Source organism: Arthrobacter sp. C152 (assembly GCF_054890965.1).
On sequence record NZ_JBTZSU010000002.1, the window covers coordinates 187,357 to 201,840 of the forward strand.

Below are 14,484 nucleotides of genomic sequence, written 5' to 3' on the forward strand. Positions count from 1 at the left end.
AAGTCAGCCGCCCAGCTTCCAGTTCCGGATCTCCTCCGGGTCCTCGCCATGGGTGCGGGTGTGCTCGCGCGCCCGGTTCCGCCGGTCCTGCAGGTCCTGGCGCAGGAGCGAATATTCTTCGGACAGGCCCGGCACCCGGTCGATGGCGTCGATCGCCAGCGTGAACCGGTCGATCCGGTTGATCATCGCCATGTCGAACGGGGTGGTGGTGGTCCCTTCCTCCTGGTAGCCGTGCACGTGCAGGCCCTGCTGGTTGGTGCGCCGGTAGGCCAGCCGGTGGATCAGCGACGGGTAGCCGTGGTACGCGAAAATGATGGGCTTGTCCGGCGTGAAAATGCCGTCGAAGTCGCGGGCCGGGAGGCCGTGGGGGTGCTCGCTGTCGTCCTGCAGCCGCATCAGGTCCACCACGTTGACCACCCGGACCTTCAATCCCGGGGCGCCGTTGCGGAGCAGTTCCGCGGCAGCGACGGTTTCCACGGTGGGAACGTCACCGGCGCAGGCGAGGACGACGTCGGGCTCCTCGCCGGGAACCTCGGACCCCGCGAACTCCCAGATTCCGAGCCCGCGGCTGCAGTGGTTGGCGGCGTCGGCGGGGCCCAGCCAGGTGGGTGAGGGCTGCTTGCCGCTGACCACGATGTTCACGTAGTCGGTGGAGGCCAGGCAGTGCTCCATGACGGACAGCAGGGTGTTGGCGTCCGGCGGCAGGTAGACCCGGATGATCTCCGCCTTCTTGTTCACGGCGTGGTCGATGAAGCCCGGGTCCTGGTGTGAAAAGCCGTTGTGGTCCTGCTGCCAGACATGCGAGGAGAGCAGGTAGTTCAGGGAGGCCACGGGCTGGCGCCACGGCAGCGTGCGGTGCACCTTGAGCCACTTGGCGTGCTGGTTGAACATGGAATCGACGATGTGGATGAAGGCCTCGTAGCAGTTGAACACCCCGTGCCGGCCGGTCAGCAGGTAGCCCTCCAGCCAGCCCTGGCACAGGTGCTCGCTCAGCACCTCCACGACCCGGCCCGAGCGCGCCAGGTGCTCGTCGACGTCGTCAATCCGGTACTGCCACACCTTGTCGGTGACCTCGTAGACGTCCTGCAGCCGGTTCGACGCCGTCTCGTCCGGCCCGAACAGCCGGAAGTTCTCCATGTTCTGCGCAATGACGTCCCGCATCCAGGAGCCCAGCGTGATCATCGGGCTGACCCGTTCGGTGCCGGGGTTCGGAACCTCGACGGCGTGGTCCCGGTAGGCCGGCAGTTTCAGGGCCCGGCGGAGCAGGCCGCCGTTGGCGTGCGGCGTGGCACTCATCCGGAAGTCGCCGGTCGGCGCGGCTTTGGCGACGTCGGGACGGAGCCGGCCGTCGCCGTCGAACAGTTCGTCGGGGCGGTAGGACTGCAGCCACTCCCCGAGTTGCCTGAGGTGCTCTTCGCTGGTGCGGACTTCCGACAACGGCACCTGGTGCGCCCGCCACGTGCCTTCCACCTGGAGCCCGTCCACGGTGCGCGGCCCCGTCCAGCCCTTGGGTGAGCGCAGCACGATCATGGGCCAGCGGTGTCCGCCCTCCCCCGTTTCCGGGGCGTCTACACGACGGTGGGCGTCCTGGATGGCCCGGATCTGCGCGAGGCACCGGTCCAGGACGGCGGCGAAGTCCCGGTGCGCCTGTTCGGTGTTGTCTGGATCGGCCACCGTGACGAAGTGCGGCTCGTGGCCGTAGCCGCGCAGCAGCTGCTCCAGCTGGTCCTGCGGCATCCGGGCCAGGACCGTGGGGTTGGCGATCTTGTAGCCGTTCAGGTGAAGGATGGGCAGCACGGCGCCGTCCGCGGCGGGATCCAGGAAGTTGTGCGAGTGCCAACTCGCCGCCAGCGGGCCGGTCTCCGCTTCGCCGTCCCCAATGACGACGGCGGTCACCAGCCGGGGGTTGTCCAGCACCGACCCGTACGCGTGCGCCAGGGAGTACCCGAGTTCGCCGCCCTCGCTGATGGAGCCGGGGCTTTCGGGCGCGGCGTGGCTCGGGATGCCGCCCGGGTAGGAGAACTGGCGGAACAGTTCGGCCAGACCTGCCTCGTCGTTGCCCACGTGGGCATAGATCTCCGAATACGTTCCCTCCAGCCAGGCGTTGGCGACGACGGCGGGGCCGCCGTGGCCGGGGCCGGCAACAAAGAGCATCTCGGCGGAGTCGCGGCGGATGACGCGGTTCAGGTGCGCGTAGACGAAGTTGAGTCCGGGCGTGGTGCCCCAGTGGCCGAGCAGGCGGGACTTGGTGTGTTCGGCTTTGAGCGGCTCGCGCAGCAGCGGGTTGGACCGCAGGTAGATCTGTCCCACGGACAGGTAGTTCGCGGCCCGCCACCACCGGTCGACGAGGTCCAGGTCTTCCTGCTGCATCTCGTCCTGCCCAGTGCTGCCGGCCATAACCATCCTCACCTCGGGTGCGTGCCGCTGCAGGCGGCCGTTCCCCCATCGCAACAGATGATGGGGCAGGCAGGCAAGCCCCGCCGTCGCGCAGGCGTCACCGGGAGGCCGGAGAACAAGCCGCTGACCAGCCGTAATACTGGCGGTTCCACATTTACTACTTCCGGGTAGTGTGTACCCAGAATGTTCACTCTGACCATCAACCAGACGGACAGCCGGCGCGACGGCGACCAGGTTCCGCAGCTGCTCAAGGCGTTGCGGCACATCCCCGCGCGCCTTGACTTTGACCGCTCGGTGGAGGACGAGGTCCAGGGCATCGTCGATTGCCCGGACCAGGCGGTGGACGCGGCACTCATCGCGCTGCGCAGCGGCTCCTGGTACGTGGGCATCGGTGCGGGCCCGGTGGATGAGCCGCTGCCCAACCAGATCAAGGACGCGTCCGGCCACGGCCTGGTGTACGCGCGCCGGGCAGTCGACCGGCTCCGCAGCAGCAAGGAGCGGGTCCCTGTTGCGGTGGAGGGGCCGCTGGCCGACGTCGCCCGTGACGCCGAAGCCGTGCTCCGGCTGCTGGGCAACATCGTGCGTGAACGCTCCGGCGCGGAATGGCGGGTGCTGGACCTGCTCACCCCGGGGGTCCGCGGCCAGCAGAAAGCCGTGGCGCAGGAACTGGGCATCACCACCCAGGCGGTCAGCAAGGCCGTGGCCCGGGCCCAGTGGAACGAAGAACACGCCGCCCGCCCGGCTGCGGCCAGGCTGCTGGCGCTGATCCTCGACGCGGGGTAACCGCCTCAGCCGTGTGCCGCCGTCGTGCCTTTTGGGCCCGCCCGGACCCTAGCTGCCGGTTGCCGCCAGCACCGGTTCGCCGTTGAAGTACTCCAGCTTCCACCCGTCGGTGGCGTGGTGGTGTGCCAGGTTGAGCACGGCGTTGTCCACGCTGGCGAGGGTCTGGCCGATGGCGCGGCTGAGGCTGACGCGAATCAGCGTCCCGTGCGTGACCACCAGCAGCCGCTGGCCGCGGAACTCCTCGGCCAGGGCCTCCAAGGCGGCCAGGCCGCGGTCCGCGGCGTCGTCATCGCTCTCGGCGCCCTTGAAACCGCCGGGTACGCGCAGGGCATCAAGTTCGGGGCCGGCCTGCATCCCCTCGGCGGGGCCGAAGCTGCGCTCGGTCAGTTCCGGGACGCGGCGCGACACTGCCAGGCCCAGCCCTTCGGCGATCAGGTCCGCGGTTTCCGCGGCGCGGCTCAGCGGCGAGGAGACGATGGCGTCCCACTGGTACGGCGCGAGCACGGCGACGGCGTCACGCGCCTGGCCGCGGCCGACGTCGTTCAGGGGGATGTCTGTTGATCCCTGCAGCCGGCGCTCGGCGTTCCAGTCGGTCTGGCCATGGCGGACGAGGGCGAACGTCGTAAGGGTCATGGCTTCTATTCTGCCTTGGCCGCGGACCGGCACCGGAATCGCGGCAGTGGACGGTGTCTTGCGGCGCCTTACAGCAGGCTGCGCAGCACGTGGGCGGCGCCGTCGTCGAACACCGAATGCGTGACCTCGTCGGCGGCGGCGATGACCTCCGCCGGAGCCTGGCCCATGGCAACGCCGCGGCCTGCCCAGGTGAGCATCTCGATGTCGTTCCGGCCGTCGCCGATGGCCACCGTCAGGTGCTGCCCGATGCCTAGCCGGAGCCGGAGGTTTTCCAGGGCGCTGGCCTTGGTCACGCCGGCGGCGGCGATATCCAGCCAAGCGGTCCAGCCCACGGAGTACGTCACTCCGGCGAGCCCCACGTGGTCGATGGCCTCGTTGAACTCCTCGGGCGTGTTTTCGGTACTGAACACCACCACTCGCACGGCGGTGGCTTCCAGCATCGTGTGGAAGTCGACGCCGATGGCTTCCACCCCGAAACTCGCGTCCTGGAAGCGCTCTGTGGACAGGAAGTTGCCGTCGGCGTCCTCAAGGGCGTACTTGGCGGACGGCAGGCGTTCACGCAGTGCGCGCAGCGCCGGGGCGGGGTCGAACGTGGCCTTGTGGATCACCTCGTAGCCATTTTCCAGGCCCGGGTGGAGCCGGAGGGTCACGCCGCCGTTGCAGCAGACGGCGTATCCGTGCTCGATGCCGATCTTCTCGATGATGGGGAGCGTGGCATTGAGGGAGCGGCCGGTGGCGATCATTACTTCATGCCCCGCGGCGACCACGGCCTGCGCCGCGTCCCGGACGCCCGGGGTCATGTGGCCGTCGTGGTCCACGAGGGTGCCGTCCACGTCCAGGGCGACCATCAGCTTCTGGTCGACGCTTGCGAAGGCGTTGGTGTTGTTCCGGTTGTTGTCTCGCCGGTCATCGTTGCCGGCGACTGAGGTTTCAGTCAGCGTTGTCATTGAAACAGTGAAGCAGACGTAACTGACAGGCGCTAGGACGCAGGACACAGGTTTACGGAACTGTTGAGAAACGGCCGGTGAACTGCGGGTTATGGGATTCCTGGTTGTCCACATGTCCCGGCCGGCCCCTTCAACAGCCGCCCGTTGGCCGGAGACCATAAGCGGCATGCACCTGATCTCCGCGCAGGACCTCCGCCGCACCACGGGAGACACCCGTTCACTCCGCAGGCGCTATGCGCAGGGTGAACTCGTCCGGGTCCGCAAAGGTGTTTACGCCGGGAAGGAAGAGTGGGTATCGCTGGCCCCCTGGGAAAGGTACCTCCAGACAGTCCGCGCCGTGAACCTGGAACTCCCGGGTTCCACATTCTGCCTGAACTCAGCGATTGCTGTTTGGAACCTGGACCTGCTTGCAGTTCCTGGATACGTCCATCTGTCAGGGGCATCGAGGGGCCACACCGGCCGGAAGCAACCCACCACTGCCGCGGCATGCAACAGCCTGGGAGTAACGGGCATCGAACACATCAGCGCTTATGGGGTTCATAGGCATCCCGGTCGACCTGCCGCAGTGGAGCACGACGGGCTTCAGGTAACTCCCCTGCCCGAGACCGTCGTGGAAGTCATCGCAAGGGAGAGCTTCGCGGCAGGTGTAGTGCTGGCGGACCACGCCATCAGCAGCCGCCGCACTTCGGGACCTGCGCTTAGCAAGGATGAACTCCTGGGCAGTGCTTCCCGGCTCCCCTCAGCAGCCCGCCGAAATTGGGTGGCACAGGTGCTCGACTTCGCTTCGTCCGAGTCGGAGTCGGCAGGTGAATCGCTCAGCCGCGCTCAAATGCATCTCCTCGGCTTCCCGGCCCCTATGCTCCAGGCAAAGTTCCGGCAGGGAGGTTCGCTGCTCGCCCGGACTGACTTCTTCTGGCCTAAGTACCGGCTTATTGGGGAGTTCGACGGCGACGCCAAGTATCTCAGTGACGACTACCTGGGTACGCGGACGGCGCGGCAGGCCGTACTGGCGGAGAAGAAACGCGAGGACAGGCTGCGGGCAGCGGGTTTCCGCGTGGTTCGATGGGACTGGGCGACGGCCTCTGACTCTGCCCGGTTTGCGGCACGCCTCCGGCACGCGGGCCTGCCGAGTACGCGGAGCAGACCATCCAGCACCCGCTGACGGACGGTGCACCCCTGCGCTCGGGGGTGCACCGTCCGTGCAAGGTTGAACTGTCCAGGTGCGGGTGCACCCGCCAGCGGAAAACCTAGAGGACCGGCAGGACCTCGAGGCCGCCCAGATACTTCTGCAGCGCCTTGGGCACGTTGACCGAACCGTCCGGGTTCTGGTGGTGCTCCAGGAGCGCCACGAGCCATCGGGTAGTGGCCAGCGTGCCGTTCAGGGTGGCGACGGCGCGGGTGCCCTTGGAGACCCCTTCAGCGTTGACCACACGTTCCCGGATGTTCAGGCGGCGGGCCTGGAACGTGGTGCAGTTGGAGGTGGAGGTCAGCTCACGGTAGGCGCCCTGGGTGGGGACCCACGCCTCACAGTCGTACTTCCGGGCGGCGGAGGTCCCGAGGTCGCCGGCGGCGGTGTCGATCACCCGGTACGGCAGCTCGCACTTGGCCAGCATCTCCTCTTCCCATGCCAGCAGGCGCTCGTGCTCGGCGGCGGCCTCTTCAACGGTGGTGTAGATAAACATCTCCACCTTGTTGAACTGGTGAACGCGGATGATGCCCCGTGTGTCCTTGCCGTGCGAGCCGGCCTCGCGGCGGTAGCAGGAGCTCTGGCCGGCGTACCGGATGGGGCCTGCGGAGAAGTCGAGGATCTCGTCGGCGTGGTACCCGGCCAGTGCCACCTCCGAGGTTCCCACCAGGTACAGGTCGTCCTCGGCGAGACGGTAGATCTCGGCGTCGTGCTTCACGTCGAAGCCCGTGCCCTGCATCGTTTCGGGGCGCACCAGCGTGGGGGTGATCATGGGGACGAAGCCGGCTTGGATGGCCTGGTCCATGGCCATCTGCAGCAGCGCCATCTCCAGCCGGGCGCCGACGCCCTTAAGGAAGTAGAAGCGGGCACCGGAGACCTTGGCGCCGCGTTCCATGTCTATGGCGCCGATCAGTTCACCGATTTCCAGGTGGTCCCTGGGTTCGAAATCCGGGAAGTCGCGCGGGGTGCCGACGGTCTTGACCACCACGTAGTCATCCTCGCCGCCCTCGGGGACGCCGTCCTCGATGAGGTTGGGGATGGTCCGCAGCAGCTCTTCCTGCTTGGTCTGCGCGGCATCCGCCTCGGCCGATGCAGCCTTGACCGAGTTGGCCAACTCCTTGACCTCGGCCAGCAGCGCCTGCTTCTCCTCACCCTTGGCCTGCGCCACCTTCTTGCCGAAGGCGTTCTGCTCGGCGCGGAGGTTTTCGAAGCGGATCAGGGCTGCACGGCGTGCTGCGTCCGCGGAGATGATCGCGTCCACCACTGATTCGTCCGCGCCGCGGGCGCGCTGGCTGGCGCGGAACTTGTCCGGGTTTTCGCTGAGGTCTTTTACGTCGATCACCAGACAAGGGTATCCAATCCCGCGCACGACGGCGGGCGGCCGGGGCGGTGGGGCCGGCGCACCCTCCGCCGGGCTACTGTGGAAGCACCATGAGCGACTGGATTCTCTACCTGCTGATCGGGGTGGCACTGGCCTTTGCCATCTCCAGCTGGTGGGGCGTGCGCAGGCTCAAGGCGCTGCACATGCGAAGCACCGTGGCCGGGGAGGCCTATGATTCAGGGCTGGCCCAGCAGCGGGTGGCCGTGCTGCTCAACCCGATCAAGGCGCGGGCCGGCGAGGCGAAAGCTGCCATCCAGCGGGCCTGCCTCACCGCAGGGTGGGATGAACCGGTCTTTTACGAGACAACAGCGGAGGATCCGGGCTTCGGGCAGATGCGGGCGGCCCTGGCGGGAAAGCCCGACGTCGTACTGGTGGGCGGCGGGGACGGTACCGTCCGGGTGGTGGCTGAGGCCCTCGCGCACACCAACGTGGCCATGGGCCTGGTCCCGCTGGGCACCGGGAACCTGCTTGCCAGGAACGTGGACCTGGATGTCGGCGACCTGCACGGCAACATCCAGACCGCCCTGTTCGGCCGCCAGCGCTACATCGATACCGCCCGGATGGCGATCGAGAATTCCCGCACCGGGACCTACTCGGAGCACGTGTTCACGGTGATTGCCGGGATCGGGATGGACGCCGAGGTCCTCGCCGATACCAACGACGGCCTGAAGAAGGCGGTGGGCTGGCTCGCCTACACGGAGGCGGGCATGCGCCACCTGCCGGGCCGGCGCAAGAAAGTGTCCATCTCCCTGGATGGCAGCCCTGAGCAGGTGCGGAACATCCGCAGCGTGCTTTTCGCCAATTGCGGCCTGGTGCCTGGCGGCATCGATTTCATCCCCCAGGCCATGATCGACGACGGCATGCTCGACGTAGTGGTGATGAGCCCGCGCAGCGCGCTGGGCTGGCTGCTGATGTACCTCAAGATCATGTTCAAGCACAGCGGCAAGCTGCCCGTCATGACCGTCTACCGGTCGGGCAAGGTGCTGATCAGGTGTCCGGAACCGATGCCCACCCAGCTCGACGGCGACACGTCGGGCGAGGCAACCCGGCTCACGGTCCAGGTGGAGCCGCGGTCACTGCTGGTGAGGGTACGCGGAGAGGTGGCGGCCAGCCCCGGCGGCGCAGCGGCATCCTGACTGGCGTCCTGGCGCGTGCGCGGGGTGAAGGCGTGGCGTGGACAAGCGCCGGTCAGGCGCCGGCTTCCTTCGCGGCTTCGGCAGCAGTCTTGGCGGCGGCGTGGGCCTCGGACTGTTCGCGGATCATGGCCTGCTCCTCTTCGAAGCGCAGGCGGTCAGCGCGGTCCGCGTCGTCCCCGTCCCAGTCCTGGTTCTCCTTGGCCGGCTTGGGGTTGACGATCATCCCCTGGCCGTCGTTGTCAGTGCTGCTGGTCATGACCCGCTCCCTTCGTTGGGGCCCTCCCCCATGTGGATCAAGCAAGCATACGCATTGTCCACAGCCCACGGAAGTATCCCGGAGGGCATTCGCCTACGCTGTCGGCGAAGCCGCGGAACCGTTTTCACCTGCGAAGGATTCAGCCCGGAGGATGGCGCCGACCCAGGTCTTCGCCGCGGCAAAGGCGGCGTCGGACGTGTGCGCCGCCACCACGGTGGGCTGCCTGTCGGCGCGGGGGTAGGAGCCGAGGAAGCGTGTTGCCGGGCTGATGCGGTGCAGGCCGGCGAGGGCGTCGGCTACGCGCGCTTCACTGGCGTGGCCCTCGGCGTCAATACTGAAGAAGTAGTGCCCCAGGTACTGCCCGGTGGGCCGTGATTCGATGCGGCTGAGGTTGACTCCGCGGCTGGCGAACTGGTCCAGGATCTCCATGAGGGCACCGGGGCGGTCTTCGGGAAGCGGGACCACCAGCGTGGTCTTGTCCGCGCCGGTCGGGGCCGGCAGCGTTCCGGGCCGGCCGACCAGGACGAAGCGGGTCACGGCGCCCGGGTTGTCACCGATGTTCTCGGCCAGTACGGCCAGTCCGGCGTTCTCCTCGGCCACCAGTGGCGCGCAGATTGCTGCGTCGTAGTGGCACCCGTCCGCCAGCAGGCCGACGGCGGCGGCCGCGGTGGAGGACCCGGGAACATATTCCGCAGCGGGTATGTTTTGGTCCATCCAGAGCCGGCACTGCGCCCACGCGTGGCCGTGGGTGGAGACGCGCCGCACGTCCTGCAGCCGGACGCCGTGCCGGGCCACCAGGACGAAGCTGATGGGAACCAGGACTTCCCGGAGGATCCGGAGTTCCTGGCCGGTGGCAATGGCGTCGAGCGTTGCGGTGACGCCGCCCTCCACCGAATTTTCGATCGGGACCATCGCCGCATCGGCCGACCCGGAGCGCACCTGGTCCAACGCGGCATTGACGTTCGACGCCGGCACCCGGGTGGCCTCCGCGGCGCCGGGAACCTGCATGAGGGCAGCCTCGGTGAACGTCCCCTCCGGTCCCAGGAAGGCGTAGGTGGGAGCAGCCGCCACTAAAGCACCATCGGCTTGAGTCCGTTGTCGGAGACCAGCGGCTTGCCGTCCTCCAGCCACTGGTCCATGCCGCCCGAAACGTTGATGGCGGTGTAGCCCTGCCCGGTAAGCCACTGGGCCGCGCGGAAGGAACGTCCGCCGGTACGGCAGATGACGTAAAGGTCCTCATCCGGGTCGAGCTCATCGAGCCGCGCCGGAATCTGGTCCATGGGAATATGGAGGGCGCCTTCGGCGTGCCCGGCAACCCATTCGTAGTCCTCGCGCACATCCAGGATCACGGCGTCGGCCGGGATGTCGTGGACGGGGACGGTCTGGAAATCGCTCATCGGAGTCCTGTCTTGGCGGATCAGAGTCAGCATTAAGCCTAGTCCTTCGCAAGGGAGTCAGGGGCAGGAAGAGAGCCCGGGCAGCAGGTTAGGCTGGATGCGCCGAGGAGGTTGCCTTGCCCGCACATCCGAACGTCCGCCCGGCTGCACCGTCCCCGGCGGACTCCCATCCCCGGGTGGAAGCACGCCCGGAACGGGGAACCAGTGACTGAGCTGCACGAACTTTCCGCGGTGGCCCTGCGGGACCAGTTGCGGCACGGGGACGTTTCGGCGGTTGAAGCCGCATCACACTTCCTCGCCAGGATTGAGCACCGCAATCCGCTTCTTGGCGCCTTCATTACCGTCACGGCCGACCTCGCCCTGGAGCAGGCCCGGGCGGCCGACGCGCTGCGCAGTACCGCCGTCGTCGAGGATCTTCCGCTGCTGCACGGCATGCCGCTGGCCTTCAAGGACCTTACCGATGTGGCCGGCGTGGTGACCACGCACGGGAGCGCGGCCCTTGACCACAAACCGGCGCCGGCGGATTCGCCCCTTGTGGCCCTCTTCAGGGAAACCGGGGCGCTCACCCTGGGCAAGACGCAGGTTCCCGAATTCGGGCTCACGGCCTACAGCGAAAACCGCATCGCACCGCCGTCGCGCAATCCCCACGCGCTGAGCCGGGGCTCGGGGGGCTCGTCGGGCGGCAGCGCCGCCGCTGTGGCGGACGGGCTGCTGCCGTTCGCCCCGGGGAGCGACGGCGGCGGGTCGGTCCGCATTCCCGCGGCGGCGTGCGGCCTGGTGGGGTTGAAGCCGGGCCGCGGCGTGGTGGTTGCCGGGGAAAGCCCGGGTGATCCGGCGCGGCTGGTGGTTCCGGGACCGCTGGCGGGAAGTGCAGCGGATGCCGCCCTGATGATGGACGCCCTGGTGCCCGGCGGCCAATTTCTTGCCACCATCGGGGAACCGCCGCCCCGGCTGCGGATCGGCGTCACGCTTGACAGTCCATGGGCCAATACCTTCCCCTTCACGCCGGAGCACGAGGCCCTGGCCGCGCTCCGCGCCGGCGAAACGCTGCTGGAGCATGCCGGACACACGCTCAGCGCGGCTGCCATCCGCTATGACAACCGCTACCCGGATGCCTTCACCACCGCCTGGACCGCAGGTGTGGGCGCAGCCCGGATCAGCCCTTCCCGGGAGGCGTTGCTGGCGCCGCTGACCCGGACATTCCGGCGGCGCGCACAGCAGCGCAGCCCGGCCAAGCTCGCCGAAGCGCTTGCCTTCCTCCGCCAGTTCCAGCACGACACCGTGGCCCAGTACGGGCAGTGGGACCTGCTGCTGATGCCCGCGCTTGCACAGACACCGCGCCCCGTGGGCTGGTTCACGGGGACGGAGCACGGCGGGGACCGGTGGCCGTCGGCGCAGTGGCCCGGGGACGCCGACGGCGACTACCGGAGGCAGTGCGAATTCGCGCCCTGGTCCTCCATGGTCAACGTTTGCGGACTGCCGGCCATCACCCTGCCCGTGTACTGGACCGGGGGCGCCCTCGGGCAGGGCCTGCCGATGGGAATCCAGCTGGTGGGGCCGGCGGGTTCCGAGGCCCTCCTTCTGCGGGTGGCGCACCAGCTGGGGTACTAGCCGGCATAACCGGCGCTGCTGCGCGCGTCCGTGTTGACCTGAACCTAACCGGGGATTAACCCGCACGTAACCCCGCCGGAGCAAACTGGAAGATGCCCCTCCACTCGACACCAGCCCGACGAGGAGTTGCCCGAGATGACCCCTGAACACCCCGCACCCGGACCCGGGGACGCGCCGTCGGAAGCCGAAGGCCGGCCGGACCTCAGCAACACAAATGTCAGGGAGGACCTGGCCATGGCAGGGCGCTGCGCGCTGGTCCATCTGCCGACCGGCCGGACCTGCCTGCTCCCGCTGCGCCACCACGGCCCGTGCGAATTCCGCCAGCCGCAGGAGGCACAGGAAGTGGTGGCTGGGAACCTCGACTCCCAGGCCGATCAGGAGGACGATTAAAGGGCAGTCACCATAAGGAGGTCTGTGATGTGCTACGGATACAGCAAGGACTTCGGCCGGGGTTACAAGAAGGAAGCCGACCGCCGGCCTGAAGCCGAGCAGGAAACCCGGGTTGGGACGCCGGTGGAGACACCTGTCGAAACACCCGAGCCGCGGGTCAAGGCTCAGGACTACACGTTCTGGGCGTTCCCGACCTGGCGCAGGACCACTTCGCCCCGCACCCCCTCCGGCGAGCGGAGCAAGGAGCGGGTCTGAGCCTGCAGCTACGGAAGGGCCTCCGCTGGGGCCCTTCCGCCATGTCTGGCGGAACGTTGTGCTGCCGCAATCTTCACGGCTAAGGTTGCACAATAAGCATGCTTAGCATTCTGGGAAAGGGGACGAGCATGACCGCAGGACAGTATGCGCCAGGACCCGACGGGCGGCGCGAACCAGGCACCACGGCCGCCCCGGACACCACGCCGGCATCGCCAGCGGGATCCGCCGGCAGCTACGGCAACGCGCCTTCCTACTCCACCGGCTCCGCGGGTGCGCCGGTGGACCGCACAGGTCCGGCGCCCGCCGCCGAACGCAAGGTCACCCGCACCGGCGTCATCTGGGCCGCCGTCGTCGCCGCCCTGGTGCTGCTGATCCTGCTGATCATCTTCATCCTGCAGAACCAGGAACTGGTGCTGGTGAAGTTCCTGGGCCTCGAGGGCGCCGTGCCGCTGGGAATGGCCCTCTTCATCGCCGCCGTGACGGGCGGCGTGCTGGTGGCCGCGGCAGGCGGCGCCCGCATCCTGCAGCTGCGCGCCAATGCCCACCGGGCACGCGTGCGGCAGCGGGGCTAGCCCCAGCCGCGCAGCCTAACCGCCAAGCCGGCTGCCCAGGTTTCCGAACTTCCGTGCCCGGGCCGCCACCAGCCCAGGCACGGGAACCCGGGCCACCGCCGCCAACTCGTATTCGATGGCCCCGGCCATGCGGGTGCAGAAGTCGCGGGGCTCCAGGGACGCGTCGCCGCGTTCATCAACGATGTGGTCCACCAGCCCGTTCGCGTACAGGGAGGCCACGTTGACGCCCTGGGCCTGGGCCATGGCGGGCGCGAAGGCCGTGGTCCGGTGCACGATGGCGCTTGCGCCTTCGGGGGGCAGCGGCGAGAGCCAGCTGTGCTGTGCCGCAATGGTCCGGTCGGCCGGCAGCAGCGCCAGCGCCCCTCCCCCGGCGCCCTGGCCCAGCAGCACCGACACCGAGGGCGATTCCAGGCCGATCAGTTCGTGCAGGGAGCGCGCAATTTCGCCTGCCAGCCCGCCCTCCTCCGCCTCCTGGGACAATGCCGCCCCGGCGGTGTCGATGACGGTGAGCAGCGGCAGCCGCAGCTCCTCGGCGAGCTTCATGCCGCGGCGCGCTTCGCGCAGTGAGCCGGGGCCCATGCCGGCGGCGTCCTTCCGGAGCGGCCGGGCGTGGCCCAGGACAATGCAGGACTGGCTGCCAAACCGTGCCAGGGCAAGCAGCAGCCCGGGATCCTTCTCCCCCTGCCCGGTCCCGTTGAGGGGCAGCGCATCGCTGGCGCCAAACTTCAGCAGCTGGCGCAGGTCGGGCCGGCGCGGCCTGCGGGAAACTTCAATCGACGTCCACGCGTCGACCTCCGCCGGCCGCACGGCAAGGGTGGGCGGCGCGGAAGGAACCGCAACCGGCTCCCGGCCAGGCATCAGGATGTCCAGCCCCCGGCCCACCAGGTCAGCCAGGTCCGCCGGTTCCACCACGCCGTCGATCAGTCCCTTGTTGAAGAGGTTCTCCGCCACCTGCACGTTGTCCGGAAAGGCGTCCCCGTACAGCGCCTCGTAGACCCGGGGGCCGAGGAAGCCCAGCAAGGCCCCGGGTTCGGCGATGTTGATATGCCCGAGTGAACCCCAGGACGCCATCACCCCACCGGTGGTGGGATGCCGCAGGTAGACCAGGTACGGCAGGCCGGCCTGACGGTGGGCCCGGACGGCGCCGGTGATTTTCACCATGGACAGGAACGCGAGGGTGCCTTCCTGCATGCGCGTCCCGCCTGAGGCGGGGCCGGCCAGCAGGGGCAGCCCCTCCGCCGTGGCGCGTTCGACGGCGTCGACGATCCTTTGCGCCGCGGCGTGGCCAATGGAGCCGGCCAGGAAGGAGAATTCACTGACGATCAGCGCCACCCTGCGGCCCCGGATCAGGCCGGCACCGGTGACCACGGACTCGTCGGTGCCGCTGCGTTCCCGCGCCTTGGCGAGGTCGCGGGCGTAGTCCCCGGACAGTTCCGGCTGCTGCGGCGGGGTGTCCCAGGAGACGAAGGAGCCTTCGTCGACCACGGCTTCCAGGAGTTCGGCGGCGTTCAGGTGCCGCACCTTTTCCGTCGTCGGCATG

The 14,484-nt window shown here is 68.6% G+C and carries 15 protein-coding genes; 7 read left to right on the top strand and 8 right to left on the bottom strand.

Annotated features, from left to right (window positions below; all coding sequences use genetic code 11):
- Positions 1 to 3: 3 nt before the first annotated feature.
- Entirely contained in the window at positions 4 to 2,397 is a 2,394-nt protein-coding gene (locus ACYSM9_RS02325; RefSeq protein ID WP_461855383.1) for a phosphoketolase family protein, read from the bottom strand.
- 183 nt (positions 2,398 to 2,580) lie between these two features.
- On the opposite strand from ACYSM9_RS02325, the gene ACYSM9_RS02330 reads away from it, so the two are divergent.
- Positions 2,581 to 3,180, top strand: a complete 600-nt coding sequence (locus ACYSM9_RS02330) for a hypothetical protein (RefSeq protein ID WP_461855384.1) — start codon at positions 2,581 to 2,583, stop codon at positions 3,178 to 3,180.
- A gap of 48 nt (positions 3,181 to 3,228) precedes the next feature.
- Here the strand turns inward: ACYSM9_RS02330 and ACYSM9_RS02335 are convergent, their stop codons facing one another.
- Positions 3,229 to 3,813 (bottom strand): histidine phosphatase family protein, encoded by a 585-nt coding sequence (locus tag ACYSM9_RS02335; RefSeq protein WP_461855385.1) that lies wholly within the window; start codon positions 3,811 to 3,813, stop codon positions 3,229 to 3,231.
- A 68-nt stretch (positions 3,814 to 3,881) separates the two neighbouring features.
- Positions 3,882 to 4,760 (bottom strand): HAD family hydrolase, encoded by an 879-nt coding sequence (locus tag ACYSM9_RS02340; protein WP_461855386.1) that lies wholly within the window; start codon positions 4,758 to 4,760, stop codon positions 3,882 to 3,884.
- 166 nt (positions 4,761 to 4,926) lie between these two features.
- On the opposite strand from ACYSM9_RS02340, the gene ACYSM9_RS02345 reads away from it, so the two are divergent.
- A complete protein-coding gene (locus tag ACYSM9_RS02345; protein WP_461855387.1) occupies positions 4,927 to 5,922 on the top strand; it encodes a hypothetical protein in 996 nt (331 codons plus the stop codon).
- Positions 5,923 to 6,007: 85 nt separating this feature from the next.
- On the opposite strand, the gene serS is transcribed toward ACYSM9_RS02345, so the two are convergent.
- Complete coding sequence (gene serS, locus ACYSM9_RS02350; RefSeq protein WP_461855388.1) at positions 6,008 to 7,288, bottom strand: serine--tRNA ligase; 1,281 nt, start codon at positions 7,286 to 7,288, stop codon at positions 6,008 to 6,010.
- An 89-nt stretch (positions 7,289 to 7,377) separates the two neighbouring features.
- On the opposite strand from serS, the gene ACYSM9_RS02355 reads away from it, so the two are divergent.
- A complete protein-coding gene (locus tag ACYSM9_RS02355) occupies positions 7,378 to 8,463 on the top strand; it encodes a diacylglycerol/lipid kinase family protein (protein ID WP_461855389.1) in 1,086 nt (361 codons plus the stop codon).
- A gap of 52 nt (positions 8,464 to 8,515) precedes the next feature.
- On the opposite strand, the gene ACYSM9_RS02360 is transcribed toward ACYSM9_RS02355, so the two are convergent.
- The 3 genes from ACYSM9_RS02360 to ACYSM9_RS02370 all read right to left on the bottom strand — a co-directional run bounded on the left by ACYSM9_RS02360 (position 8,516) and on the right by ACYSM9_RS02370 (position 10,116).
- Positions 8,516 to 8,719 carry a hypothetical protein gene (locus ACYSM9_RS02360; protein ID WP_454483377.1) on the bottom strand — a complete coding sequence of 68 codons (204 nt, stop codon included), beginning with the start codon at positions 8,717 to 8,719 and terminating at the stop codon, positions 8,516 to 8,518.
- Between the two features lie 93 nt (positions 8,720 to 8,812).
- Positions 8,813 to 9,727, bottom strand: a complete 915-nt coding sequence (pheA, locus tag ACYSM9_RS02365; RefSeq protein ID WP_461855457.1) for a prephenate dehydratase — start codon at positions 9,725 to 9,727, stop codon at positions 8,813 to 8,815.
- Between the two features lie 62 nt (positions 9,728 to 9,789).
- On the bottom strand, positions 9,790 to 10,116 hold the full coding sequence (locus ACYSM9_RS02370; protein WP_461855390.1) for a rhodanese-like domain-containing protein: 327 nt from the start codon (positions 10,114 to 10,116) through the stop codon (positions 9,790 to 9,792).
- A gap of 204 nt (positions 10,117 to 10,320) precedes the next feature.
- On the opposite strand from ACYSM9_RS02370, the gene ACYSM9_RS02375 reads away from it, so the two are divergent.
- From ACYSM9_RS02375 to ACYSM9_RS02390, 4 genes are all read left to right on the top strand, one after another.
- Positions 10,321 to 11,727: an amidase gene (locus tag ACYSM9_RS02375; RefSeq protein ID WP_461855391.1), complete on the top strand. Its 1,407-nt coding sequence runs from the start codon at positions 10,321 to 10,323 to the stop codon at positions 11,725 to 11,727.
- Positions 11,728 to 11,862: 135 nt separating this feature from the next.
- Positions 11,863 to 12,117 (top strand): hypothetical protein, encoded by a 255-nt coding sequence (locus ACYSM9_RS02380; protein WP_461855392.1) that lies wholly within the window; start codon positions 11,863 to 11,865, stop codon positions 12,115 to 12,117.
- A gap of 27 nt (positions 12,118 to 12,144) precedes the next feature.
- Positions 12,145 to 12,372, top strand: coding sequence for a hypothetical protein (locus ACYSM9_RS02385; protein WP_461855393.1), 228 nt, complete (start codon positions 12,145 to 12,147; stop codon positions 12,370 to 12,372).
- Positions 12,373 to 12,500: 128 nt separating this feature from the next.
- Positions 12,501 to 12,944 carry a LapA family protein gene (locus ACYSM9_RS02390; RefSeq protein ID WP_461855394.1) on the top strand — a complete coding sequence of 148 codons (444 nt, stop codon included), beginning with the start codon at positions 12,501 to 12,503 and terminating at the stop codon, positions 12,942 to 12,944.
- A gap of 15 nt (positions 12,945 to 12,959) precedes the next feature.
- On the opposite strand, the gene ACYSM9_RS02395 is transcribed toward ACYSM9_RS02390, so the two are convergent.
- On the bottom strand, positions 12,960 to 14,483 hold the full coding sequence (locus ACYSM9_RS02395; protein ID WP_461855395.1) for a carboxyl transferase domain-containing protein: 1,524 nt from the start codon (positions 14,481 to 14,483) through the stop codon (positions 12,960 to 12,962).
- Between the last annotated feature and the right edge of the window lies 1 nt (position 14,484).